General features: G+C 58.2%; 10 protein-coding genes. 5 read left to right on the top strand and 5 right to left on the bottom strand.

The window, feature by feature from the left end:
• The first annotated feature begins 7 nt into the window (after positions 1-7).
• Positions 8-1816 carry a sodium-extruding oxaloacetate decarboxylase subunit alpha gene (gene oadA, locus DOCECA_RS22645; RefSeq protein ID WP_434675592.1) on the top strand — a complete coding sequence of 603 codons (1809 nt, stop codon included), beginning with the start codon at positions 8-10 and terminating at the stop codon, positions 1814-1816.
• Between the two features lie 62 nt (positions 1817-1878).
• Here the strand turns inward: oadA and DOCECA_RS22650 are convergent, their stop codons facing one another.
• The 3 genes from DOCECA_RS22650 to DOCECA_RS22660 all read right to left on the bottom strand — a co-directional run bounded on the left by DOCECA_RS22650 (position 1879) and on the right by DOCECA_RS22660 (position 5814).
• Entirely contained in the window at positions 1879-3969 is a 2091-nt protein-coding gene (locus DOCECA_RS22650; protein ID WP_445571116.1) for an autotransporter outer membrane beta-barrel domain-containing protein, read from the bottom strand.
• Between the two features lie 190 nt (positions 3970-4159).
• The gene (locus DOCECA_RS22655; protein WP_445571117.1) at positions 4160-4996 is read right to left on the bottom strand and encodes an amino acid ABC transporter permease; all 837 of its coding nucleotides are present in this window, start codon (positions 4994-4996) and stop codon (positions 4160-4162) included.
• Positions 4993-5814: an ABC transporter substrate-binding protein gene (locus DOCECA_RS22660; RefSeq protein ID WP_434649613.1), complete on the bottom strand. Its 822-nt coding sequence runs from the start codon at positions 5812-5814 to the stop codon at positions 4993-4995. Before DOCECA_RS22660 ends, DOCECA_RS22655 begins: the two co-directional genes overlap by 4 nt.
• Positions 5815-5927: 113 nt before the next feature.
• Here DOCECA_RS22660 and DOCECA_RS22665 point away from each other — a divergent pair, with 113 nt between their 5' ends.
• The 4 genes from DOCECA_RS22665 (at position 5928) to DOCECA_RS22680 (ending at position 17374) form a co-directional block, all read left to right on the top strand.
• Positions 5928-6824 (top strand): homocysteine S-methyltransferase family protein, encoded by an 897-nt coding sequence (locus DOCECA_RS22665; RefSeq protein ID WP_445571118.1) that lies wholly within the window; start codon positions 5928-5930, stop codon positions 6822-6824.
• A gap of 305 nt (positions 6825-7129) precedes the next feature.
• The gene (locus DOCECA_RS22670; protein WP_445571119.1) at positions 7130-11962 is read left to right on the top strand and encodes a dermonecrotic toxin domain-containing protein; all 4833 of its coding nucleotides are present in this window, start codon (positions 7130-7132) and stop codon (positions 11960-11962) included.
• A gap of 92 nt (positions 11963-12054) precedes the next feature.
• Positions 12055-15048: a dermonecrotic toxin domain-containing protein gene (locus DOCECA_RS22675; protein WP_445571120.1), complete on the top strand. Its 2994-nt coding sequence runs from the start codon at positions 12055-12057 to the stop codon at positions 15046-15048.
• Positions 15049-15073: 25 nt separating this feature from the next.
• Entirely contained in the window at positions 15074-17374 is a 2301-nt protein-coding gene (locus tag DOCECA_RS22680; protein WP_445571121.1) for a hypothetical protein, read from the top strand.
• A 49-nt stretch (positions 17375-17423) separates the two neighbouring features.
• Here the strand turns inward: DOCECA_RS22680 and DOCECA_RS22685 are convergent, their stop codons facing one another.
• The gene (locus DOCECA_RS22685) at positions 17424-18092 is read right to left on the bottom strand and encodes a GNAT family N-acetyltransferase (protein ID WP_420766112.1); all 669 of its coding nucleotides are present in this window, start codon (positions 18090-18092) and stop codon (positions 17424-17426) included.
• A gap of 10 nt (positions 18093-18102) precedes the next feature.
• Entirely contained in the window at positions 18103-18549 is a 447-nt protein-coding gene (locus tag DOCECA_RS22690; RefSeq protein WP_420766113.1) for a GNAT family N-acetyltransferase, read from the bottom strand.
• Between the last annotated feature and the right edge of the window lie 2 nt (positions 18550-18551).

An 18551-nucleotide genomic window follows, 5' to 3' on the forward strand; every position in this document is an offset into this window, starting at 1 on the left:
CATGACAATGTCCAAGAAGATCCACGTAACCGACACAATCCTGCGCGACGCCCACCAATCGCTGCTCGCCACTCGCATGCGCACCGAAGACATGCTGCCGATCTGCGACAAGCTCGACAAAGTCGGCTATTGGTCGCTGGAAGTCTGGGGCGGCGCAACCTTCGACGCCTGCGTGCGCTTTCTGAAGGAAGACCCGTGGGAGCGCCTGCGCCAACTGCGTGCGGCGCTGCCCAACACCCGCCTGCAAATGCTCCTGCGCGGCCAGAACCTGCTGGGCTACCGCCATTACAGCGACGACGTGGTCAAGGCGTTCGTGGCCAAGGCTGCGGTCAACGGCATCGATGTGTTCCGTATCTTCGATGCGATGAACGACGTGCGTAACCTGCGGGTCGCCATCGAAGCGGTGAAGGCTGCCGGCAAGCATGCCCAGGGCACCATCGCCTATACCACCAGTCCGGTGCACACCATCGAAGCATTCGTGGCCCAGGCCAAGCAGATGGAAGCCATGGGTTGCGACTCGGTGGCGATCAAGGACATGGCCGGGCTGCTGACCCCCTACGCCACTGGCGAATTGGTCAAAGCCCTGAAAGCCGAGCAATCGCTGCCGGTCTTCATCCATTCCCACGACACCGCTGGCCTCGCCGCGATGTGCCAGCTCAAGGCTGTCGAAAACGGCGCCGATCACATCGATACCGCGATCTCCAGCTTCGCCTGGGGCACCAGCCATCCAGGCACCGAGTCGATGGTCGCCGCTCTCAAGGGCAGCGAATTCGACACCGGCCTGGACCTGGAACTGCTGCAGGAAATCGGCCTGTACTTCTACGCCGTTCGCAAAAAATATCATCAGTTCGAGAGTGAATTCACCGCGGTGGACACCCGCGTCCAAGTCAACCAGGTTCCGGGTGGAATGATTTCCAACCTGGCCAACCAGTTGAAAGAGCAGGGCGCACTGAACCGCATGAACGAAGTGCTGGCGGAAATCCCACGAGTACGCGAAGACCTCGGCTTCCCGCCGCTGGTGACCCCGACCTCGCAGATCGTCGGCACCCAGGCGTTCTTCAACGTATTGGCCGGTGAGCGCTACAAGACCATCACCAACGAAGTGAAGCTCTACCTGCAAGGCGGATACGGCAAGGCACCTGGCGCGGTGAACGAGAAGCTGCGTCGCCAGGCCATCGGCAGCGAAGACGTGATCGATGTGCGTCCGGCCGACTTGCTCAAGCCGGAAATGACCCGGTTGCGTGGTGAAATCGGTGCCTTGGCCAAATCCGAGGAAGACGTGCTGACCTACGCGATGTTCCCGGACATCGGGCGCAAGTTCCTCGAGGAGCGTGAAGCCGGCACCTTGACCCCCGAAGTACTGCTGCCTATCCCAGAGGCGGGCAGCGTGAGCTCCGCTGGCGGCGAAGGTGTACCGACCGAATTCGTCATCGATGTCCACGGCGAAACCTATCGCGTCGACATCACCGGCGTAGGCGTCAAGGCCGAGGGCAAGCGGCATTTTTATCTCTCCATCGATGGTATGCCGGAAGAGGTCGTGTTCGAACCGCTCAATGAGTTCGTCAGCGGCGGCAGCAGCAAGCGCAAGCAAGCCACCGCGCCGGGCCACGTCAGCACCACCATGCCAGGCAACATCGTTGATGTGCTGGTCAAGGAGGGCGACGTGGTGAAGGCCGGCCAAGCAGTGCTGATTACCGAAGCCATGAAAATGGAGACCGAAGTCCAGGCCGCCATCCCAGGCAAGGTCACGGCGATTCATGTAGCCAAGGGCGACCGGGTCAATCCGGGCGAAATCCTGGTGGAAATCGAAGGCTGATCCGAACAGCCGCGATATAACGTTTTACCTCGGGGGAGCAGGTGCTCCCCTTTTTTTGCCCGTTAGAACGCCATCCGCCATTGCCCGGTCAACGCGCCGTTACGGTTGTCCTGGCCCGTTTCTGCGCTGTAGCTCAACCCCAGGGTGTGACGTGGCGACATGGCCAGGTCCAACCCCGCTTGCAAGAGCAGGCTGTCCCGGTCCAGTTCCACCCCTTGGATGATGTAGGTGCTGCCACCGTTAGCCAGGCGTTGATGGGAGCTGCCCCTGATGTCGCCGTATAGGTGTTTCCAGCCGACATCCACGCGTGGCGTCAACCGCATGCCTTGGTCGAACGCAAAAGGGTGGGCGATACGCAGGCCGAGATCGCTGCTGAAGTGTTCCTGGCTCTGGTCGTGGTATTGCAATGCAGCATCGCCACCTTTTTCTGCATAGGCGTCGCGTTGGTAGCGTTGGTAACCCACCTGGATGTAGGGCTCCATATCGAAGTGTCCGACGTCCAGGTTGTAGCCGACCTGTCCAAAGATCTGTTGTGTCGTGGCGTCGTAGCGACCCTTGAGGTGATCCCTGAAACCATTGAACCCAACATGGCGTTTGGTGCTTCCGTCATGGCTGCCATAAACGGCACCCAGGCGCAGGGCCACTGGCCCGTCCTGGCGCAAGGCATAGGCACCCACCAGCCAACTGTCCAGCGCGCCGTCGAATTGATAGCTGTCCAGCCGTGTCTGGGTTTTGCTGCCGATGACGCCCAGGCGCCAATCGGGGCTGACGGCCCAGTCGGTTCCCAGCATCAAACCTTTGGTCGAATGCTTCAGGGCAAAGCTGCCCAATTGCTTGGCGAGGCTGCCGTTGTTGCCGATGGCCTGGACCCAGACCTGGCCATTGCCATGCTCACCCGTCGGGTTGTTCCGGCCCATGGCGGAGAGCATTCCCGAGCTGATCGGTGCGACGCTGCTTAAAGTCGCACTGCCCAGGTCTGCCGTGTCGTAACCGCCCAGTTGGTCGATGGCATCGGCGGCGGTGGCCATGTTGGTACCGAGCAGGGCGTTGATGGCGGCGTTGGGTTTGGGGTTGGCTGCCACTTTCGCGGGTTCGTTGGGATATGACGCGGGATGACGGGTTTGCGATTCTGTGGCGGATATTTGTTCAGCGGGTAAAGCGACGGCGGGGCCAGCCTCCGTTGCTTCGGCATGGTGTTCCACGATACTGCCTATAACCGCTTGGCTATTAACCGTGGGCGCGATCTCGTTGGGCACCTTGTCCTTAAGCGCAAGGGTCAATCCTACTTCTCCCGTGGCGTACTCAGGTGTTGCCGTCATCAAGGCCAGTTCGTTGATGACGTTCCCGAACTTCCCTTCGACTTTTTGCGCTTTTATCACGACGTGTTTGTTCTCAGCGATGGACTCGCCCGACAGAGACGTGATCTTCAACGTTGCATTGCCTAACGTCGCGGTACCGCCAACCTTGATCGTGGCGCCGCCTTTCTCCGCGTCGACTCCATAAGCCAGCGTCGCGCTTTTGGACAGCTTCAGGTCATGGGTAACCGAGGGGGCACCCATGACTGGACCGACTTCAACCAAACCCGTCACATCCAGCGCGTCGACCGTCCCGTTGCCGCTGAACGTGCCGTTTTTTCCAACGAACACAGGCCCGGCCACGGTACCTGGGTTATGGAATACGCCAAGCACATGCACCGCGCCCGTTATCTGACCGGTGTTGGCCAGCTTTGCCTTTGAGTCAACCAGGCTTGCACCGGTGAGCGCGCCACTGTTCAACCATTCGCCTTGCTTGAGGTACAGATCCTTGAAGTTGCCGGTTGGGCCGATTACGCCTCCCTTGCTGATATCCAACTGCAGAACATTGGTACCGCCGCCGCCGTCAGTGGGCCCGAAAAGTTCGCCTTGCTTACTGACAATCACCAGGTCATTGCCGTCGCTCATCGATAGGGGCGCTTCCTGGGCCTTGGTGACCGGTTCGATGTTTGTATCCGGCGCCGCCGCGAACGCTTTGAGCCTCGCCTGCATCTTCGCGGTTGTTTCAACGGGGCGGGGGTCCTCGGTAACTGACTGGGCCATCGAAACCTCGGCACAGCCGAGGGCCAAGGTTATTGCCAAGGCAAGATGGTGGGGCAGGAATAGGTGTTGGGTAGGCATTGAATGCGACCTGTAGTGGAGAAGGTCGCACTCTAAAAATTCACCGAAAGCGGCGATGCCAGCCATCTTCTCGCCGCAGAGGCGAATTGGCGGATGAAGAGCGTAGGCCGGTCGTGCTCGGTTCCCTCCATCGTCGCGATGGCTGGCGGAGCCTGTAGCTTTACCCTACAGCAGGTTCATACACGATCGATTAGCTGCGCTTTAGGTAAGCCTTTCCATAATGCCGCTCCATCCGCGCTTGAATCAGCTCCAGCGCAATGGACATCAGCCAGTAGATAATCGCCGCCGTGGTCAGCATTTCGATATAGCGATAGCTGGAGCGACCATAAGATTGCGCCAGGAACATCACTTCCCAGACGCCCATCACCGAGATCAGGGAGGAGTCCTTGAGCATGGAGATGAATTGGTTGGTGGCCGGCGGGATGATGGTGCGCATGGCCTGGGGCAGGGTGACGCGCCAGAAGATCACGGTTTCGCCCATGCCCAGGGCGAGGGAGGCTTCGCGTTGGCCGTGGGGAACGCCGAGGATGCCGGCGCGGAAGATTTCGCTCAGGTAGGCGCCGTAGTTCAGTGACAACGCGATGATGCCGGCGGCAATGGCGCCAGGAACGATGCCCAGCTGGGGCAGGCCCAGGTAGATCAGCAAAATCTGGATCAACAGCGGGGTGCCGCGAAAGAACGACGCATAGAAGCTGGCGATGCCGAACGCCACCGCACTGCTGGACAGCCGCGCCAGCGCGGTGATGAAGCCCAGGAGTGACGACGCGACGATCGAGCACAGGCACAGGAACAACGTCAGCACCGCGCCCTGCAGGAAGCCGTTGGCGGCCAGATGCAAACCGAGCAGGTTCGGCAGTTTGTCGAGGATGATCGAGAACTTCAGGTCGAAGCTCAGGAAAAAACTGGCGAACAGCACCAGCATGACCGCCCACGTCAGGTACAAGCGTGTGCGAAAGCCGAAGATTTTATGCAGGCGCGACTCAGTCACCGGTGGCGGTAGCTGGACAGGAGGCGGAATGGAGGTCATTGGCTGATGTCGGCGCCGATCCATTTTTGCGAGAGCTTGCTCAGGGTGCCGTCCTGTTTCAGTTGGGCGAAGACTTCTTGCACCTTGCTGTTCCACTCGGCGTCACCCTTTTCGATGGCGACCGAGTTTGGCTCGGCATACAGTGCTTCGCCAGCGAGTTTGAAGCGCTTGTCTTCGGTCAGGCGTGGCTGAGCGGTCACCAGGTTGGTCAGCACCGCGTCCAGGCGCACTCCGGCGCCCAGGCCGAGGTCTTGGAACGCCACGTTATCGGTGTCATACGGGGCGATCTGTACGTTCTCGAATGGATAGCTCAGTTGGGTATCCTCGGCGCCTTCGATCACCAGGTTCTTGTTCAGGTAGCTCTCGTAGCTGGAGGCGCTGGTGAGGCCGACCTTCTTGCCGCTCAGATCCTTGGCGCCATGGATGCTGTCGTCCTTGGCGTTGACCACGATGACCGCTGGCGAGGCGTAGTACTGCACCGGGAAATCGAACACCTCGGCGCGGGCCTTGCTCGGTGTCATGGAGCAGATGCAGATATCGTAGCGCCCGCTCCAGCGACCGGCCGCAATCACGTCCCAGGACGGCGTTTCCAGGCGCAGCTTCACACCCAGTTTCTGCGCGACGGCCTTGGCGACGTCCACGTCGAAACCGTCAAGCTGGTTCTGGTCATTGAGGAACGAGAAAGGGGGATAGCTTTCCATCAACACGCCGACGAGCTCTTTTTTCTGTTCGATACGATCCAGGGTGATACCTGCGAGCGCTTGGGAAGACGCAGCCAGCAGACCCAGGCCCAGGGCCAGCAACGGTTGAAATTTCATGGGCGATCCCTGGTTGGAAAAGAGGTTGTGATTGGCGAAAGAGTGCGCATTAAATAGTTATAAGAACTACTCCGGTAGTGAGTATTTTTCATAAGCTTATGAGTGAATCGCATATGGGCGTAGCAACAGTCATTCTCGATGGCGGCATGGGCCGTGAACTGCAACGCCGTGGCGCGCCGTTTCGACAGCCCGAGTGGTCGGCCCTGGCCTTGAGCGAGGCGCCCCTGGCGGTAGAAGCCGTGCACGCGGCTTACATTGCCAGCGGCGCCCAGGTGATCACCAGCAACAGTTACGCCGTGGTGCCGTTTCATATTGGCGAGGCGCGTTTCGCCGCCGAAGGCCAGGCCTTGGCTGCGCTGGCTGGCGAGTTGGCGCAACGGGCGGTACAGGCCTCAGGCAAAGCGGTGCGCGTGGCCGGGTCGCTGCCGCCGTTGTTCGGTTCCTATCGGCCGGACCTGTTCGACGCCGCTCGCGCCAGTGAACTGTTGGCGCCACTGGTGAACGGCCTGGCGCCCCATGTCGACTTGTGGCTGGCAGAGACTCAGAGTTCCAAGATCGAAGCCCGGGCGATTCACGCCGGGCTGCCGAAGGACGGCAAGCCGTTCTGGCTGTCCTTCACCCTGAAAGACGAAGACACCGATGAAGTGCCGCGCCTGCGTTCCGGCGAACCGGTGGCGGACGCGGCGGCGGTGGCGGCTGAACTGGGTGTCGAAGTGCTGTTGTTCAACTGCAGCCAGCCGGAGGTGATCGGTGCGGCAATCGATGCAGCACGGCAGACCTTCGAGCATTTGGGCGTGGAGATTCATATCGGCGCCTACGCCAATGCATTTCCGCCGCAGCCCAAGGAAGCGACAGCCAACGACGGGTTGGACCCGTTGCGCGAAGACCTCGATCCACCAGGCTACCTTCAATGGGCGGCGGACTGGCAAAAGCGCGGGGCGAGCCACCTGGGCGGCTGCTGCGGAATCGGGCCGGAACATATCGCCGTACTCGCGCAACAGTTGGGCTGAATGACGTGGCGGGCGGCCGGAAGAGGGGGCGATCGCCTGTACATGTCAGCTTACGGTTTTCCGAAAAACGCTAATGATCCTATACATATGTACGTCAGTCCGGCCCGACTGACGGTATAGGTTTCGGACTTTCCAATCGACCTTGGACAGTTCCATGCCTTTCGACGCAAGAAACCAATCCAGCCCTTCATTGCCAGCCCACGCTGCTGCAGTGCCCGGCGACCCATCCTGTCAGCCCGTTCAATCAGAAACGCCCACGCAAGACGATGACCTGAGCCCCCAGGGTAAAAGAGCAACTGCGGCAGTTGAAGCTTCTGGACGACAACCAGGTGAAACTGGCGCGTTTGTTTGCCGGCCTGCCGACGTTCGATACGGTGCTCAACAATCTGCTGGTCAATACGCTCAGGAAGAAAATCCCCGAGCGTAAATTTCGTCCAGCCTTGCTTGAGAATATCCAGCCTGATCATTGGCATGTGAATCACTTCACCCTTGACCCCAATGGTGTTGGTGCGTTGACGCGCTCGCAGAGTTTTACCGAAGTGATGCGCAGCAGTCTGGCAACTGATTCACCTCCCACCTACACGGCCGGTGGCGTGGGCTTCTACACCCGCCCGGATGCCGTGGACGAAGCTGACAGTGTTTTTTACAGCCCGCCGGATAGCAAAATCCTACGAGCCATGGAGTCGGTGTTTTATGTGGCCGACCCGACGACAAACGAGAGCGTGAAACAACAGTTGCGTGACGACCTCGGACGCTTTCGCGACAGTAAGAACTGGGGGCACGCCCTCGACGCGACGGAGCCGTTGACCGCGCAAGCGGCCTTCGCCCATCTGCTTTCCAAGCGTTTCTTGCATTTTTTCAACCTGTACAAAGCTGACCGCAAGCCGGCTGCCTCGTCAAATCAAAGTGCGCGAACGCAACAGGCTGAGGATGATCGTCTGCTGGACATCATCACCACTCATCCCGACAAGGCCGATAGGAATCGTTTGTTGCGAGCACCCATCCCCCATGTCTATGCAGTCATGCTCGATATGGGCAGCGCGACGCCGCAGCCGTGGCCCGCTGCAATGGTGATCAAGCACACCGACCAACCGTGGCTGTTCTTGTATTCCCTGGAAGGCGGTTTGCAACGCTTCGGCTCTTTCCAGGCAATGGCCGCGGTGGTGACACCGCTCTACAACGGGCACAAGCGCACAATTGCGAATATAGCTTGCGAGCTGTCCGGGCATGTGTTTGAAGGCGCGGCGCTGGCTCTGTTGGCGCAGCAGAGCGCGGCGCTCGAAACAGTCCTGGGCACACCCAGCGATGGGACGCTGACCCTGAAGGCATTTGTCCAACAGGTCGAAGATGCACTGGCTTTGCCGGTGCTCTCTCTCGACGGGCCGTTGGCCGTGCGTCGACATACCCGAGTCGAAAACAACCGCCCCGCTTTCTACGCGGCCGCCACCTTGTCGGAACAAGCGAACTATCGTCGTCTGGAAAGCCGGGTGTACGAGGCCGTGTTCGGCTTGGCCGGTCGTGTTCCGACGTTGCAGCAGTTCACCCGCCAGAAGATCCAAGCGTACCTTCAGCAAACGCTACACCCAACCCTAGAGCCCGATCCGGACCGGACACAGGTCACGCTTTCCTTTGGCGAGAAAGCTAACCCAAGGGAGTCGCGTACCGTCAGCCTGACTCAATTGATTCTGGACAATCTCCGCCCGCCGCAATATGGGGAGGCGATGAATGAGGTGTCCACGTTCCATCTTGTCGATCAGCGCTGCCAGCGCATTACACACCCGGACACTGGCCTTGCGATCACTTTGACTGGGCCCGAGCTTGCCCGCATGACCACTAGCATCGATGCGGGGGGAAACTATGAAATCCTGCTGCGCAAGGAGATGAACACACCGCAATACAAGGCGGCCTGGCGGGCGGCGTACCTGGCGAACCTGAAATTCAAATGTCATGAGGCCCGGCTGAGGGGCGACGTATTCAAGGCCCCCGGCTTGGACCAGACCGGTAAACTGTCGAATCTGCAAAAGCAAATCCCCCTCTGGTTGGGCGCGGTATTGAAATCACCGACGGCGGAGGCCCGCGGCCAGGTTTCCGGACGCCGGGTGCAGGTCCATGGCCTGCTGCTGGGGGGAAGCGTGGCAGCGGGAGGGCAGCAGGGGACGATGGGAAATGCGCTCAGTGTGGATGGCGCGCTGATTTTCTCCGATCAACTGGGACCAGAAATCAAAGGTCCCGTGGGTGTGTATTTTCCTGACAGTCCCGATGGCGATGATATCCAGGAGTTTTCTGACCTGAGCGATGGCGTTGGGCAGCTTCTGTTGCAAGAAAAATGGCAGGCGTATTTCCGTTCGAGAATCTCCGCGCCCGACCCAGACGAATTAAAGGGGTCATTGGCGCAGCGACGGGGTCGGCCGTTGGTCCGCGGTTCGTTGATCGCCGGTGACTTGCTGGAAGCCCTCCATCGGGCCCATGTCCAGTTCCACAGCGCTCACGCCAATCACCAGTCCAACAGCAACCGGGACGTTCAGCGTCATCATGCGGCGCGCGTTTTCATGATGGCGGTCGATATTCTGATGGACGTCGCGGGCATGCTCCTGGTGCCGGGTTTCCAACTGCTCAAGCGAGCCGTGAGGACCGGCTCGTTCGTGCTCAGGAGCGGGGTGGTGCCAACGGACTTCAATACTCTGGTTTTCGTCGACCAAGTGGCCAACCGTCTAGGGCAGGGCGGCGCTCGTGGATGGGCGACTCCGTCACGGGGCCAAGCCTCGTTCCTGGCGTTGATGGCTCGTCAACAGGCTGACGAAGCCTTGGCCGGATTACCGCTGGAGCAAGCGATCTATCATCGTTTTGCCGTGAAGGATACGTCGTCGATTCAAGGGCTGACCCCGGATGCCCAGGGTTTCTATCGTCCTAAACTCAGCACCGACAGCACGGCAAAGGTCTATGTGCGGCAACCCGACGGGACGGTCTTTCGCGTACACGACCACACGAAGTTGTCCGCCAGCGAGGCCACCCTCGTCGATCCCACAACAGGGTTGAGCATCCGCTCCAGTGGTGTCATGAGAAATACCGTGGCACGGATGTCCAATGGCGAGTGGCGCGCCGTCGGGTTTGGCCTGGGCGGAGGAGGGAAGCGGCCAGCGAAAACCCCACCGCAGCCAGGCCCGTCCAAACGTCCCGCTCCGTCGTCCCCCACGGACTCCGGGTTGATCCGTACCGCCGGCAGTTGGAATAACGACTATGGAGACCTGGTTCCCTATATCGCCACCCGTCTGCCGAGTTGGCCACAAAACCGAAGCCTGTTGGTCATCGATCAAGTGACCGCCGGCCAGAGCCGGTCGATACGTTTTACGCCGGGCGCCGATGAAGTCTTCTATCCCGGCAGCGCTCACCCGCAAGCATCCGGCACGGATATCGTCCTGAGACGAACGGGAGGGAACCACTACAGTTTGATTCAGGATGACCTGATCGTGGAAATTGCCGCCGACGGTAACTGCCTCTTCAACGCCCTTGCCGTCGGATTGAACGCGGGTCAGCCGCAAGCAACCTTTACGATGCAGGGACTGCGCGACGCAGTCGGCGACTATATCGATCAACACCCCGAAGTCAGCGATTTTGTGCCAAGGATATCCGCGCTGCAGCTGGCGCTGGTCGAAAATGCCCCAAGGTTGAAGGACCTGCTGGGCAAGGTGGCCCTGTTTGATCTCGCTCAGATTGTTTCCGAGGCCGTCAATCCGCACAACTTGTTTCAGCCAGCCTTGAGTTACCTGCGTGCGTTTGCGAATGCCACGGCCAGTCGCGTTTTCGAACGAGAGTATTCCAACCTTTTACCGGAGATGCTGCGGCACATTGGCCGTTTCGTATCGCCAAGGCCCCCAGGGCCTCTGTTGCGGACCAACAGCTCTCCTTTCTACACCGTTGGCGATCAAGTATTGAAGAGGTTCTTCAAGGATATATTGTTGGGGCCGATCGAAGACCGTGAGATTGAAGAGCTGATCAACAATGAACACCTCATGCTTTCCCAGGATGTCATGCACGCCATGCTCGAATACGGCGTGAGGGCCAGGGAGTTGACGGACCACCATCCCAGGAACCATGACGCGTATGTCAGGTATGACCCGAACGTTCACGACAGATTGAGCGATGACGACGATTTGCTGGACGAAGTCTATCTGGTAGACGAAGACGACCTGAAATTTGCCCAGCGCAGAATCAAGCAGGACACAGGAAAGATCGTCAGTGACGAAGCGGAGTTGTTCAGTCGGTATATTTATTACGACAAGGTCGAGGCATTCGTTGATTTCTACGAAGTCATCCTCCAGCGGTTTCCTGATCTGTTGCGGCGGGCTCGTATCCTACTGTCGTCCCAAGTGGTCTCGTATCATTTGAGCGGCATGTTGCCACTGAATGTAGTGGCCAGGTGGGTGCGCGATTCATCATTGACCGATGCGCGACTCCAACTCATCGCTGCCTATGCCAACACCCGTTACGAAGAAATGATCCTCACCGGCAACATCGATATCCAATGGATGAGAGAGTTCGATGATGAGAATGTCCGTGAAATACTTTTCCATCGACAGGCCTTGGTTGACTTCATGAAATTTATCGGTGGCGCCCGTGGAAATATTGACGATGTCGATATACCGGCCGTCGCCAGGTTATTCAGTGCGCCAGGGGAGCGACCTTCCAACAGCCGGGTCGACATCCTGATACACAGGCCGGGTATCTTGAGAACCCTTCAAACCATGCCCGGTCATTCGCCGGCGCTGGCCCGAAGTATCTGGAACGATCTGGTGGGACCTCATTACAGCGACACCAACATTCTGGCTACCCTGAGGCAACCCGATGTGTTCCGCTCCGAGCACGGTTTCGTGAGTGACTTGAGCGCCAGTCTAGGGGCGGAGCCGGCCCGTGCGAACCGGATTGTCATGGAGTTGCTCGGCGTCGATCAGAGCCTGGCCCAACAATACCTGTACCACTTTGATTTTCCGGTTGATCGATTGGGTCACAGCCTGTTGGATTTCGCGTTGTATTTGCAAAGCAACCTGGCGGTACCGGATTGGGCCTGGCAGTACTTGCGCATGGGAATGACTCGCGAGTCCCTCAAGCCGTTCGGAGAAATGAGGCGCAAATCGACGTAATCGGACGTTACATCAACCTATATATATGTATGTCTTCACAGCGCTGGCGGCACGATAGGGTCCGGGTTCCTCAATAGAACACGGCCCCGCTCATGACTACATTACTGACAGATGAATCCAACGCACCGCTCCAAGCGCCTCCCGTTACCCTGGTCCCGCTCGATAAACCGCCCGGTGGCCATTTATTCGAGCCGCACGAGTTTGCGGACCAATGGTTGTCAGCGTTGGGGCTGCGCGGCGATACAGCGCTTCGCGTGACCTACCAGGAAGTTAAAGCCGTTGATTCGGCTGCGGAGTATAAAGTCGCATCGGTTCCCTTGCGTGCCGCTGTTACACAAGGTTTTTCAGAGGCCTATCAAAGCAAGCCTGTTTCGCCCATCGCGGATTACATCCAATGTGAGAGCTGGATTAAATATCCTCATAGGAGTCGCATGAGGCTGGATTTTTCAGCCCTTCGCATTGACGGCCATGGGCTTTCAAACACTCTCCTGCGCAAGTTGCGAGCCGGCATTCCACCGGGCTACAGAGGCCCGGTTCAACCTTTCGACACTGGGGGCGTCAGCCAAAACAATCCGCCTGACCCCTACGAAGCTGCTCGCCGCAAACAGTTGGTGCGGCTGGAAACGCACCTGGCTGACCTGGCTCGTTTGTTCGCCGGCCTGCCGACGTTCGATACCGTGCTGAAGAATCTGCTTGTCGATTCGATCAGGGAAAAGATCGACCCAGGCAAGCCCCATGGAGCAGTAGCGCAGGCGATCGACCCGGATAACTGCTATGTGAATCGCTACACGACGGATTCGCTTGGCAAGCGCTCGTTGGTTTCCTCGATGAGCCTCAGCGCCGTCATGATGGACTGTTTGGGCCGTGATACACCCCCTGCGTACGGTCACGCAGGGGTGGGCTTCTTCACACGTTCGGACTCGGTGGAAGAAGCCGATAGCCTGTTCGTCGACCCGGTGGATGCCAACATCCTGGGAGCGATGAAATCGGCGCTTTATATCCCCAACCCTACAACCAGCAATCGTCTGCATCGTAGGTTTCTGGACGACCTAGCCGCATTCCATTCCAAAGAAACCCCGAACGATTCCCTCGACCCGGTGACATCTTCTACAGCGCTGGATGAGCTTGCCCTCAGGCTCTCCCAACGATTTCTCTACGTATTCGATTTATACAAGGCTGATCGAGATCGCTCTGTTCGGCTAACCCAAGCTGCGCGGAGCCTGCAATACGATGAAGATCGTCTGCTGAGCCTTATTACAACTCACCCATCCGAGGCATCCAGGACCAGCTTGATGAGCCAGGCGGGTGTTCCTCATGTCTATGAAGTCATGCTTGAAATGGACAGTGGCGTGTCGCGCAAATGGCCCGCTGCAATGGTGATAAGACAAAGCGATCGACAGACGTTATTCCTCTATTCCCTGGAAGGGGGGCTGCAACGGTTCGATGAGTTTCAGGAAATGGTCGATTCGATCATGCCTTTGCATGAAGGAAAGAAACGAAAAATTCGGAATATCGATCAGGCACTCAAAGAACATGTTTTTGAAGTGGCGGCAAAAGACTTGCTCGACCTCCAGTACGCCGCGTTGCAAGCCGTTCTGAGGGCGCCGGAAAAAGTACAGTTCGATTTGGCTCGCTTTGCTCTAGAGGCTGAAGCGGCCTTGCAACTGCCGATACTGGCACTCGATGGTCTCCTGATTGCTCGCGGCGAGACATTGTTTAAAAACAGCCGTCCGAATGCCTACAGGGTTGCAACGCTGGAACAGAAACGAACCTATCGCGCCTTGGAAAATGAGGTGTTGGAGGCTGACCGAAAAATGGCCGACAAACGCGTGCACACCTTATCGGCGTTCGCTCGCGAACGGCTAATCGATTATCTGCGTGCTCATTGGCATGTTGATATAGACCCCGATCCTGATCGGACATTGATTACCTTGTTTCAAGGTTCCAGCTGTACCCCAAAAGACTCGCGTGCCACCAGCTTGACCCAATTGATGATCGATAATACGCGCCCACCGCAGTATTCGAACGCGATGAGGGAGATACGCCCTGTTTACCTTGTCGATAAAGAAGGGGTGCCAATCTGTCATCCGGTAACCGGTTGTTTCATTGTTCTGAAGGGGCCGGAACTCGCCAAGATGGCGACGGATCTGGACATCGGCGGCAATTACGAGACATTCCTCGATGAGAAGCTGAACGCATCGGACTATAGGAACTCATGGTGGGACGCTTATCGGGCCAATCTGGCTTTCAAGGGCTACGAAGCTGGCCTCAAGGGCGACGACGTGCTCAAAGCCGTGGTGATCGATGCTGACGTCAAGCCTGGGCGGCCCAAAAAAATTGTCGAGCTATGGCTGGACGCGGTGCTCAATTCATCGTCGGTCAAGGAACGCAAGCGGGTCCAGGGGCGAGAGGTTCACGTCCATGGTCTCCTGCTGGGTGGAGCAATGGGCGCCCAGGGGCAGCACGGTACTTTGCGCAGCACAACCACTATCGACGGAGCGCTGGTTTTTTCAGACCAAGAGGGGCCGACGATCCACGGTACCGTTGGCGTTTATTTTCCGGACAGCCCGGGCGGAGATGATTTCCGTGAGTTCTCCGATCTGGGCGATGGAATCGCGGCGCTTTTGCAGCATCAGCAATGGCAGGCTTATTTTTCGTCCCGCATCGCCACCAACAATCCCCAAGAAATAAAACAAGCGTTAGGGCAGCGAAGCGGCCGACCCTTGGTTCGTGGTTCGTTAATCGCCGATGATCTCGCTGAAGCGCTTCATGGCGCTCATCTCAGGTATCGAGTTGCCCATGCGGATCATCGCTCCACCAGCAACCGGGAGGTACTTCACCAGACCATCTTCAATCTGACGGTGATGGCATTCGAAGCGCTCCTCGATGTGGTTTCGTTTTTTTGTGCCCGGTTATGCCGCCTTACGGATGTATTCATGGGTGGCCAAGACCGGGCAGATTCCAATGCACCTGAACATCGTTCGGTACCTGCTCGGTACCGGCATCGCACGGCGCCCGATCACCGGTGTGGTGGGACCCTCACGAAGCCGATCTTTCTCCCAGGGGGTAATGGCCAGCCTGCATAGACACGATGGGTCGACCGGATTGCCATTGGAACAAGCGATCTACAGCCGTTATGCGGTCAATGACAGCTCGGTTATACAGGGGCTTACACCGGACGCCGGTGGGTTTTACCGCGCCAGCGTCCGGGACGCGGCGACGGGCACCGTCACCGCTCGCTCCGTGTATGTGCGACAACCGGAAGGGACGGTGTTTCGGGTTCACGACAGTACGAAGCTCAATGCAACCGAGGCGACCCTGGTCGATCCGGTCACGGGGTCGAGCATTCGCTTCAGCGGGGTGACAAGGAGCACCGTGGCGCGATTGCCCGATGGAGAATGGCGCGCGGTGGGGTTCGGCCGGGGAGGCGGTGGTAAACGTCCAACGAGGCAGTCCTCGCAACCTGGCCCTTCAAGTTCCGAAAATCGTGGCCAGACGCTGGAGGAGATGATTGCTGAGTTAGAACAGCCTGGTGAATGGAACATCCCCCTGATGGATATCGTTCCGGAGCTCGTGCCCCATCTACCGATCTGGCCGCAAAACCGCAGATTGGTCATCATTGACGTAAGACCCGGAAGGCCCGACTCCCGCTTGCGGTTCTCGCGCCATACAGGAGTGGAACGTCTGTCGGGGAGTCCGGACTTCAGCACGGATGTTGTGGTGAGGCGCAAAAACGACAACCACTATGACCTGGTCCAGGCCGGCGGTGTCACTGAAATCAAAGGCCGGGGCAATTGTTTCTTCTTGGCCGTGTCCAGGGGCTTGAACGAACTTGAGGGGAGGGTCGTTTTCACTTCAACGCGCTTGCGCCAAACGGCGACCCGCTACATTCGCAGAAACAGTGAATCGTTTCGCCATTTGGAAGTTCAGCAGGCCGGCGGCCCGACGCTGCAGTCAATTTTCCGGGTGAAGAAGGCAGTCGCCAAGGCGAATCGGGAACTGACGGGAATGGAGTCTACGCTTGTAAGCCTGCTGGGCAGGGAGAGCTTGGAGTATTTAGCCGGGCTGCTCGCTGGGGCGCGCAATCCACATGCGCTGTTCGAGTCGCTCCGGTTAAATCTGGCGCGGCTCGCGCAAACAACCGCCATCGGTATAACGCCTTCGAAGCTCCTCCTCAAACAAATCGAGCAACTGACACCGCCGCGGCCTGAGTATGGATTGGCGACGTCATATACGCCCTACACGCCTACCCAGAAAAGGACCGTCGAGGAATTCCTGGAGATGACGCTGGTCGGTGATTACAGTCAGCGAATGTTAGATTCACTGATGAGGGACGGGTATCTTGAGTTGAGTCGGGATTCCATTCATATCTTGCTCGAGTACGGAGTCAGTATTAAGGATTTTTCAAGTTTTTATCCCAAGAACACGAGGGCCTATGTCCTGCATGACGAGGCGGTTGCTGGCGATGTGAGAGGACTCCTTAACGGTAGGGAACTGGTACAACCAAGCCAATTGGCCGAGATCGCCAATACCCTCAAGGGAAGCCCCTATAGCAATATCGCGCACAGCAATGTGTTGGATCTTTTCCGTTATCAAAGAGTGGTCGAGCGGACAGTGGGCTTGCTTCGAGGGGCTCTTCGCAATAGAGGTGGATTGTTGGCCAGGGCCGAGCGACTCCTCGTCTCTCGTGTGATCGCAAGCAACCTCGGCGGTGCGCTGCCGGTATCCGTGTTCTCCAGATGGATAAGTCATCCGGCGCTCAGTCCCTCGAAGCTGGATTTTGTTGCCAGGTATGCAGGAACCCGACTTCAGGAGCTGTTGGAAACAGCCAATATCGATATCGGATGGATTCATCTGCTGACTGACCAGACGGTGCAGGTCCTTAACATGCATTCAGCGGCGCTAATGGCTTTTATCCGTTTTTTGGAACCTCGATCGGCAAGTGCACTGGATATCGGCATGGCGGATATTGTCAGGGTGTTGAGCGCTCCTGGTGAGTTTCCGTCGGACTCCAAAGTTCTTGTTTTGCTCGATACTCCGAATCTGTTAGCTAATCTTACAGACAATTTTACCCGGGAGGAGGCCAGGAGTATTTGGAGAGAGTTGATCAGCCCGAACTACAGTGACTTGAATATTTACGACGCGCTTGGGCAGGTTCGCCCATTGAACTCCGAAGCGAATTTCACATCGGCATTGATCAATGCTCTGCAGCAGGATGTGGCACGCGCGCATCAGCTGATTGACAGAGTCTTTGCCGACCCCACGACCTCGGCGCAGGTACTGAATCATCTCTATCGCTTCGACTTTACTGCGAATCGAGCGGAACACAGTCTTTTGATGTTTGCCGAATACGTGGGTTGTTATAACCGGATACCGGACTGGGCATGGCAATACAAGATATATAAAGAGTGATGCAACAATGGCTATCGCAAGGCCGCTCGCGATAGCCATCTGCTCTTGCTCAACGGCAAGCAGCCAAGCTTCGGACCTGCCCGCCTTCGCGTTGATTTTCTTCGCTCAGCCATCGTTCAAATGCCGCTCCGATCGCCGGCCACTCCGAGTCGAGCATCGAATACCACGCCGTGTCGCGGTTCTGGCCCTTGACGACCATGTGCTGGCGGAACACCCCCTCAAACGTGAAGCCCAGCCGCTCGGCGGCATATTTGGAGCGGGCGTTGCCGTTGTTGCACTTCCATTCGAGGCGACGGTAGCCGAGGGCGAACGACTCCTTGGCCAGCAGATAAACCGCCTCGGTGCTTTTCGGCGATCGCTGCATCGGCGCGCCAAAAGTGACGTGGCCGATCTCGATGCGGCCGTGGGCCGGCACGATGGACATCAGGCTGAGGATCCCTTGCACCTCGCCGCTGGCACGGTCGATCACGCTGAAAAAATACGGGTCGGTGTTGGCTGCATGGTTGTCCAGCCAGGCGTCGAAGTCGCCACGAACCTTGAAGGGACCGTAGGGCAAGTAGTCCCAGAGTTTCGGATCGGCCCCGGGGCCTTCGAGGGCTTGCCAAAGACCCTCGGCATGACGCGCCGGGTCGAGTTTTTCCAGGCGGATGAATCGCCCTTCGAGCAAGCGCGTAGATGGCGCCGAGACACCTTTCCAATCGGTAAGCGGGGTCGACATGCAGTGCTCCTTACAAGGCTTTGCGAAATTGAATGAAGCCTGGGCGTTCGGCGATGCGTTCGTAGAGTTGGATCGCGGTCGTGTTGGTCTCGTGGGTCAGCCAGTGGACCTTGGCACAACCGTCGGCCTTGGCCGTGGCATAGACGAATTCGATCAATTGCCGACCAACACCGGTGCCCCGACTTTGCTCGGTCACCAGCAAGTCCTGCAAGTAGCAGGAGTTCTCTATGCTCCAGTTCGAGCGGTGGTAAATGAAATGCACCAGGCCCACCGCCGTATCGCCGTGCCAGGCGAGGGCGCCGTGGGTTGGTTCGCGATCGTCGAGCAGGCGCTGCCAGGTGCTGTGGGTCACCGCTTCCGGCAGTTCGGTGTTGTAGAACCGTAGGTAAGCCTGCCATAGCGGCAGCCAGGCAGCGTGGTCTTCAGCAGTGACGAGGCGGATCTCGGTGTGGCTCATGT

The organism is Pseudomonas sp. E102, assembly GCF_052660185.1.

Bases quoted from the DNA above. Each gene is read 5' to 3' on its own strand.
- DOCECA_RS22685 (WP_420766112.1), bottom strand. From the start codon at position 18,092: ATGTCGACCCCGCTTACCGATTGGAAAGGTGTCTCGGCGCCATCTACG.
- DOCECA_RS22650 (WP_445571116.1), bottom strand. From the start codon at position 3,969: ATGCCTACCCAACACCTATTCCTGCCCCACCATCTTGCCTTGGCAATA.
- DOCECA_RS22655 (WP_445571117.1), bottom strand. From the start codon at position 4,996: ATGACCTCCATTCCGCCTCCTGTCCAGCTACCGCCACCGGTGACTGAG.
- oadA (WP_434675592.1), top strand. From the start codon at position 8: ATGTCCAAGAAGATCCACGTAACCGACACAATCCTGCGCGACGCCCAC.
- DOCECA_RS22675 (WP_445571120.1), top strand. From the start codon at position 12,055: ATGACTACATTACTGACAGATGAATCCAACGCACCGCTCCAAGCGCCT.
- DOCECA_RS22665 (WP_445571118.1), top strand. From the start codon at position 5,928: ATGGGCGTAGCAACAGTCATTCTCGATGGCGGCATGGGCCGTGAACTG.
- DOCECA_RS22690 (WP_420766113.1), bottom strand. From the start codon at position 18,549: ATGAGCCACACCGAGATCCGCCTCGTCACTGCTGAAGACCACGCTGCC.
- DOCECA_RS22660 (WP_434649613.1), bottom strand. From the start codon at position 5,814: ATGAAATTTCAACCGTTGCTGGCCCTGGGCCTGGGTCTGCTGGCTGCG.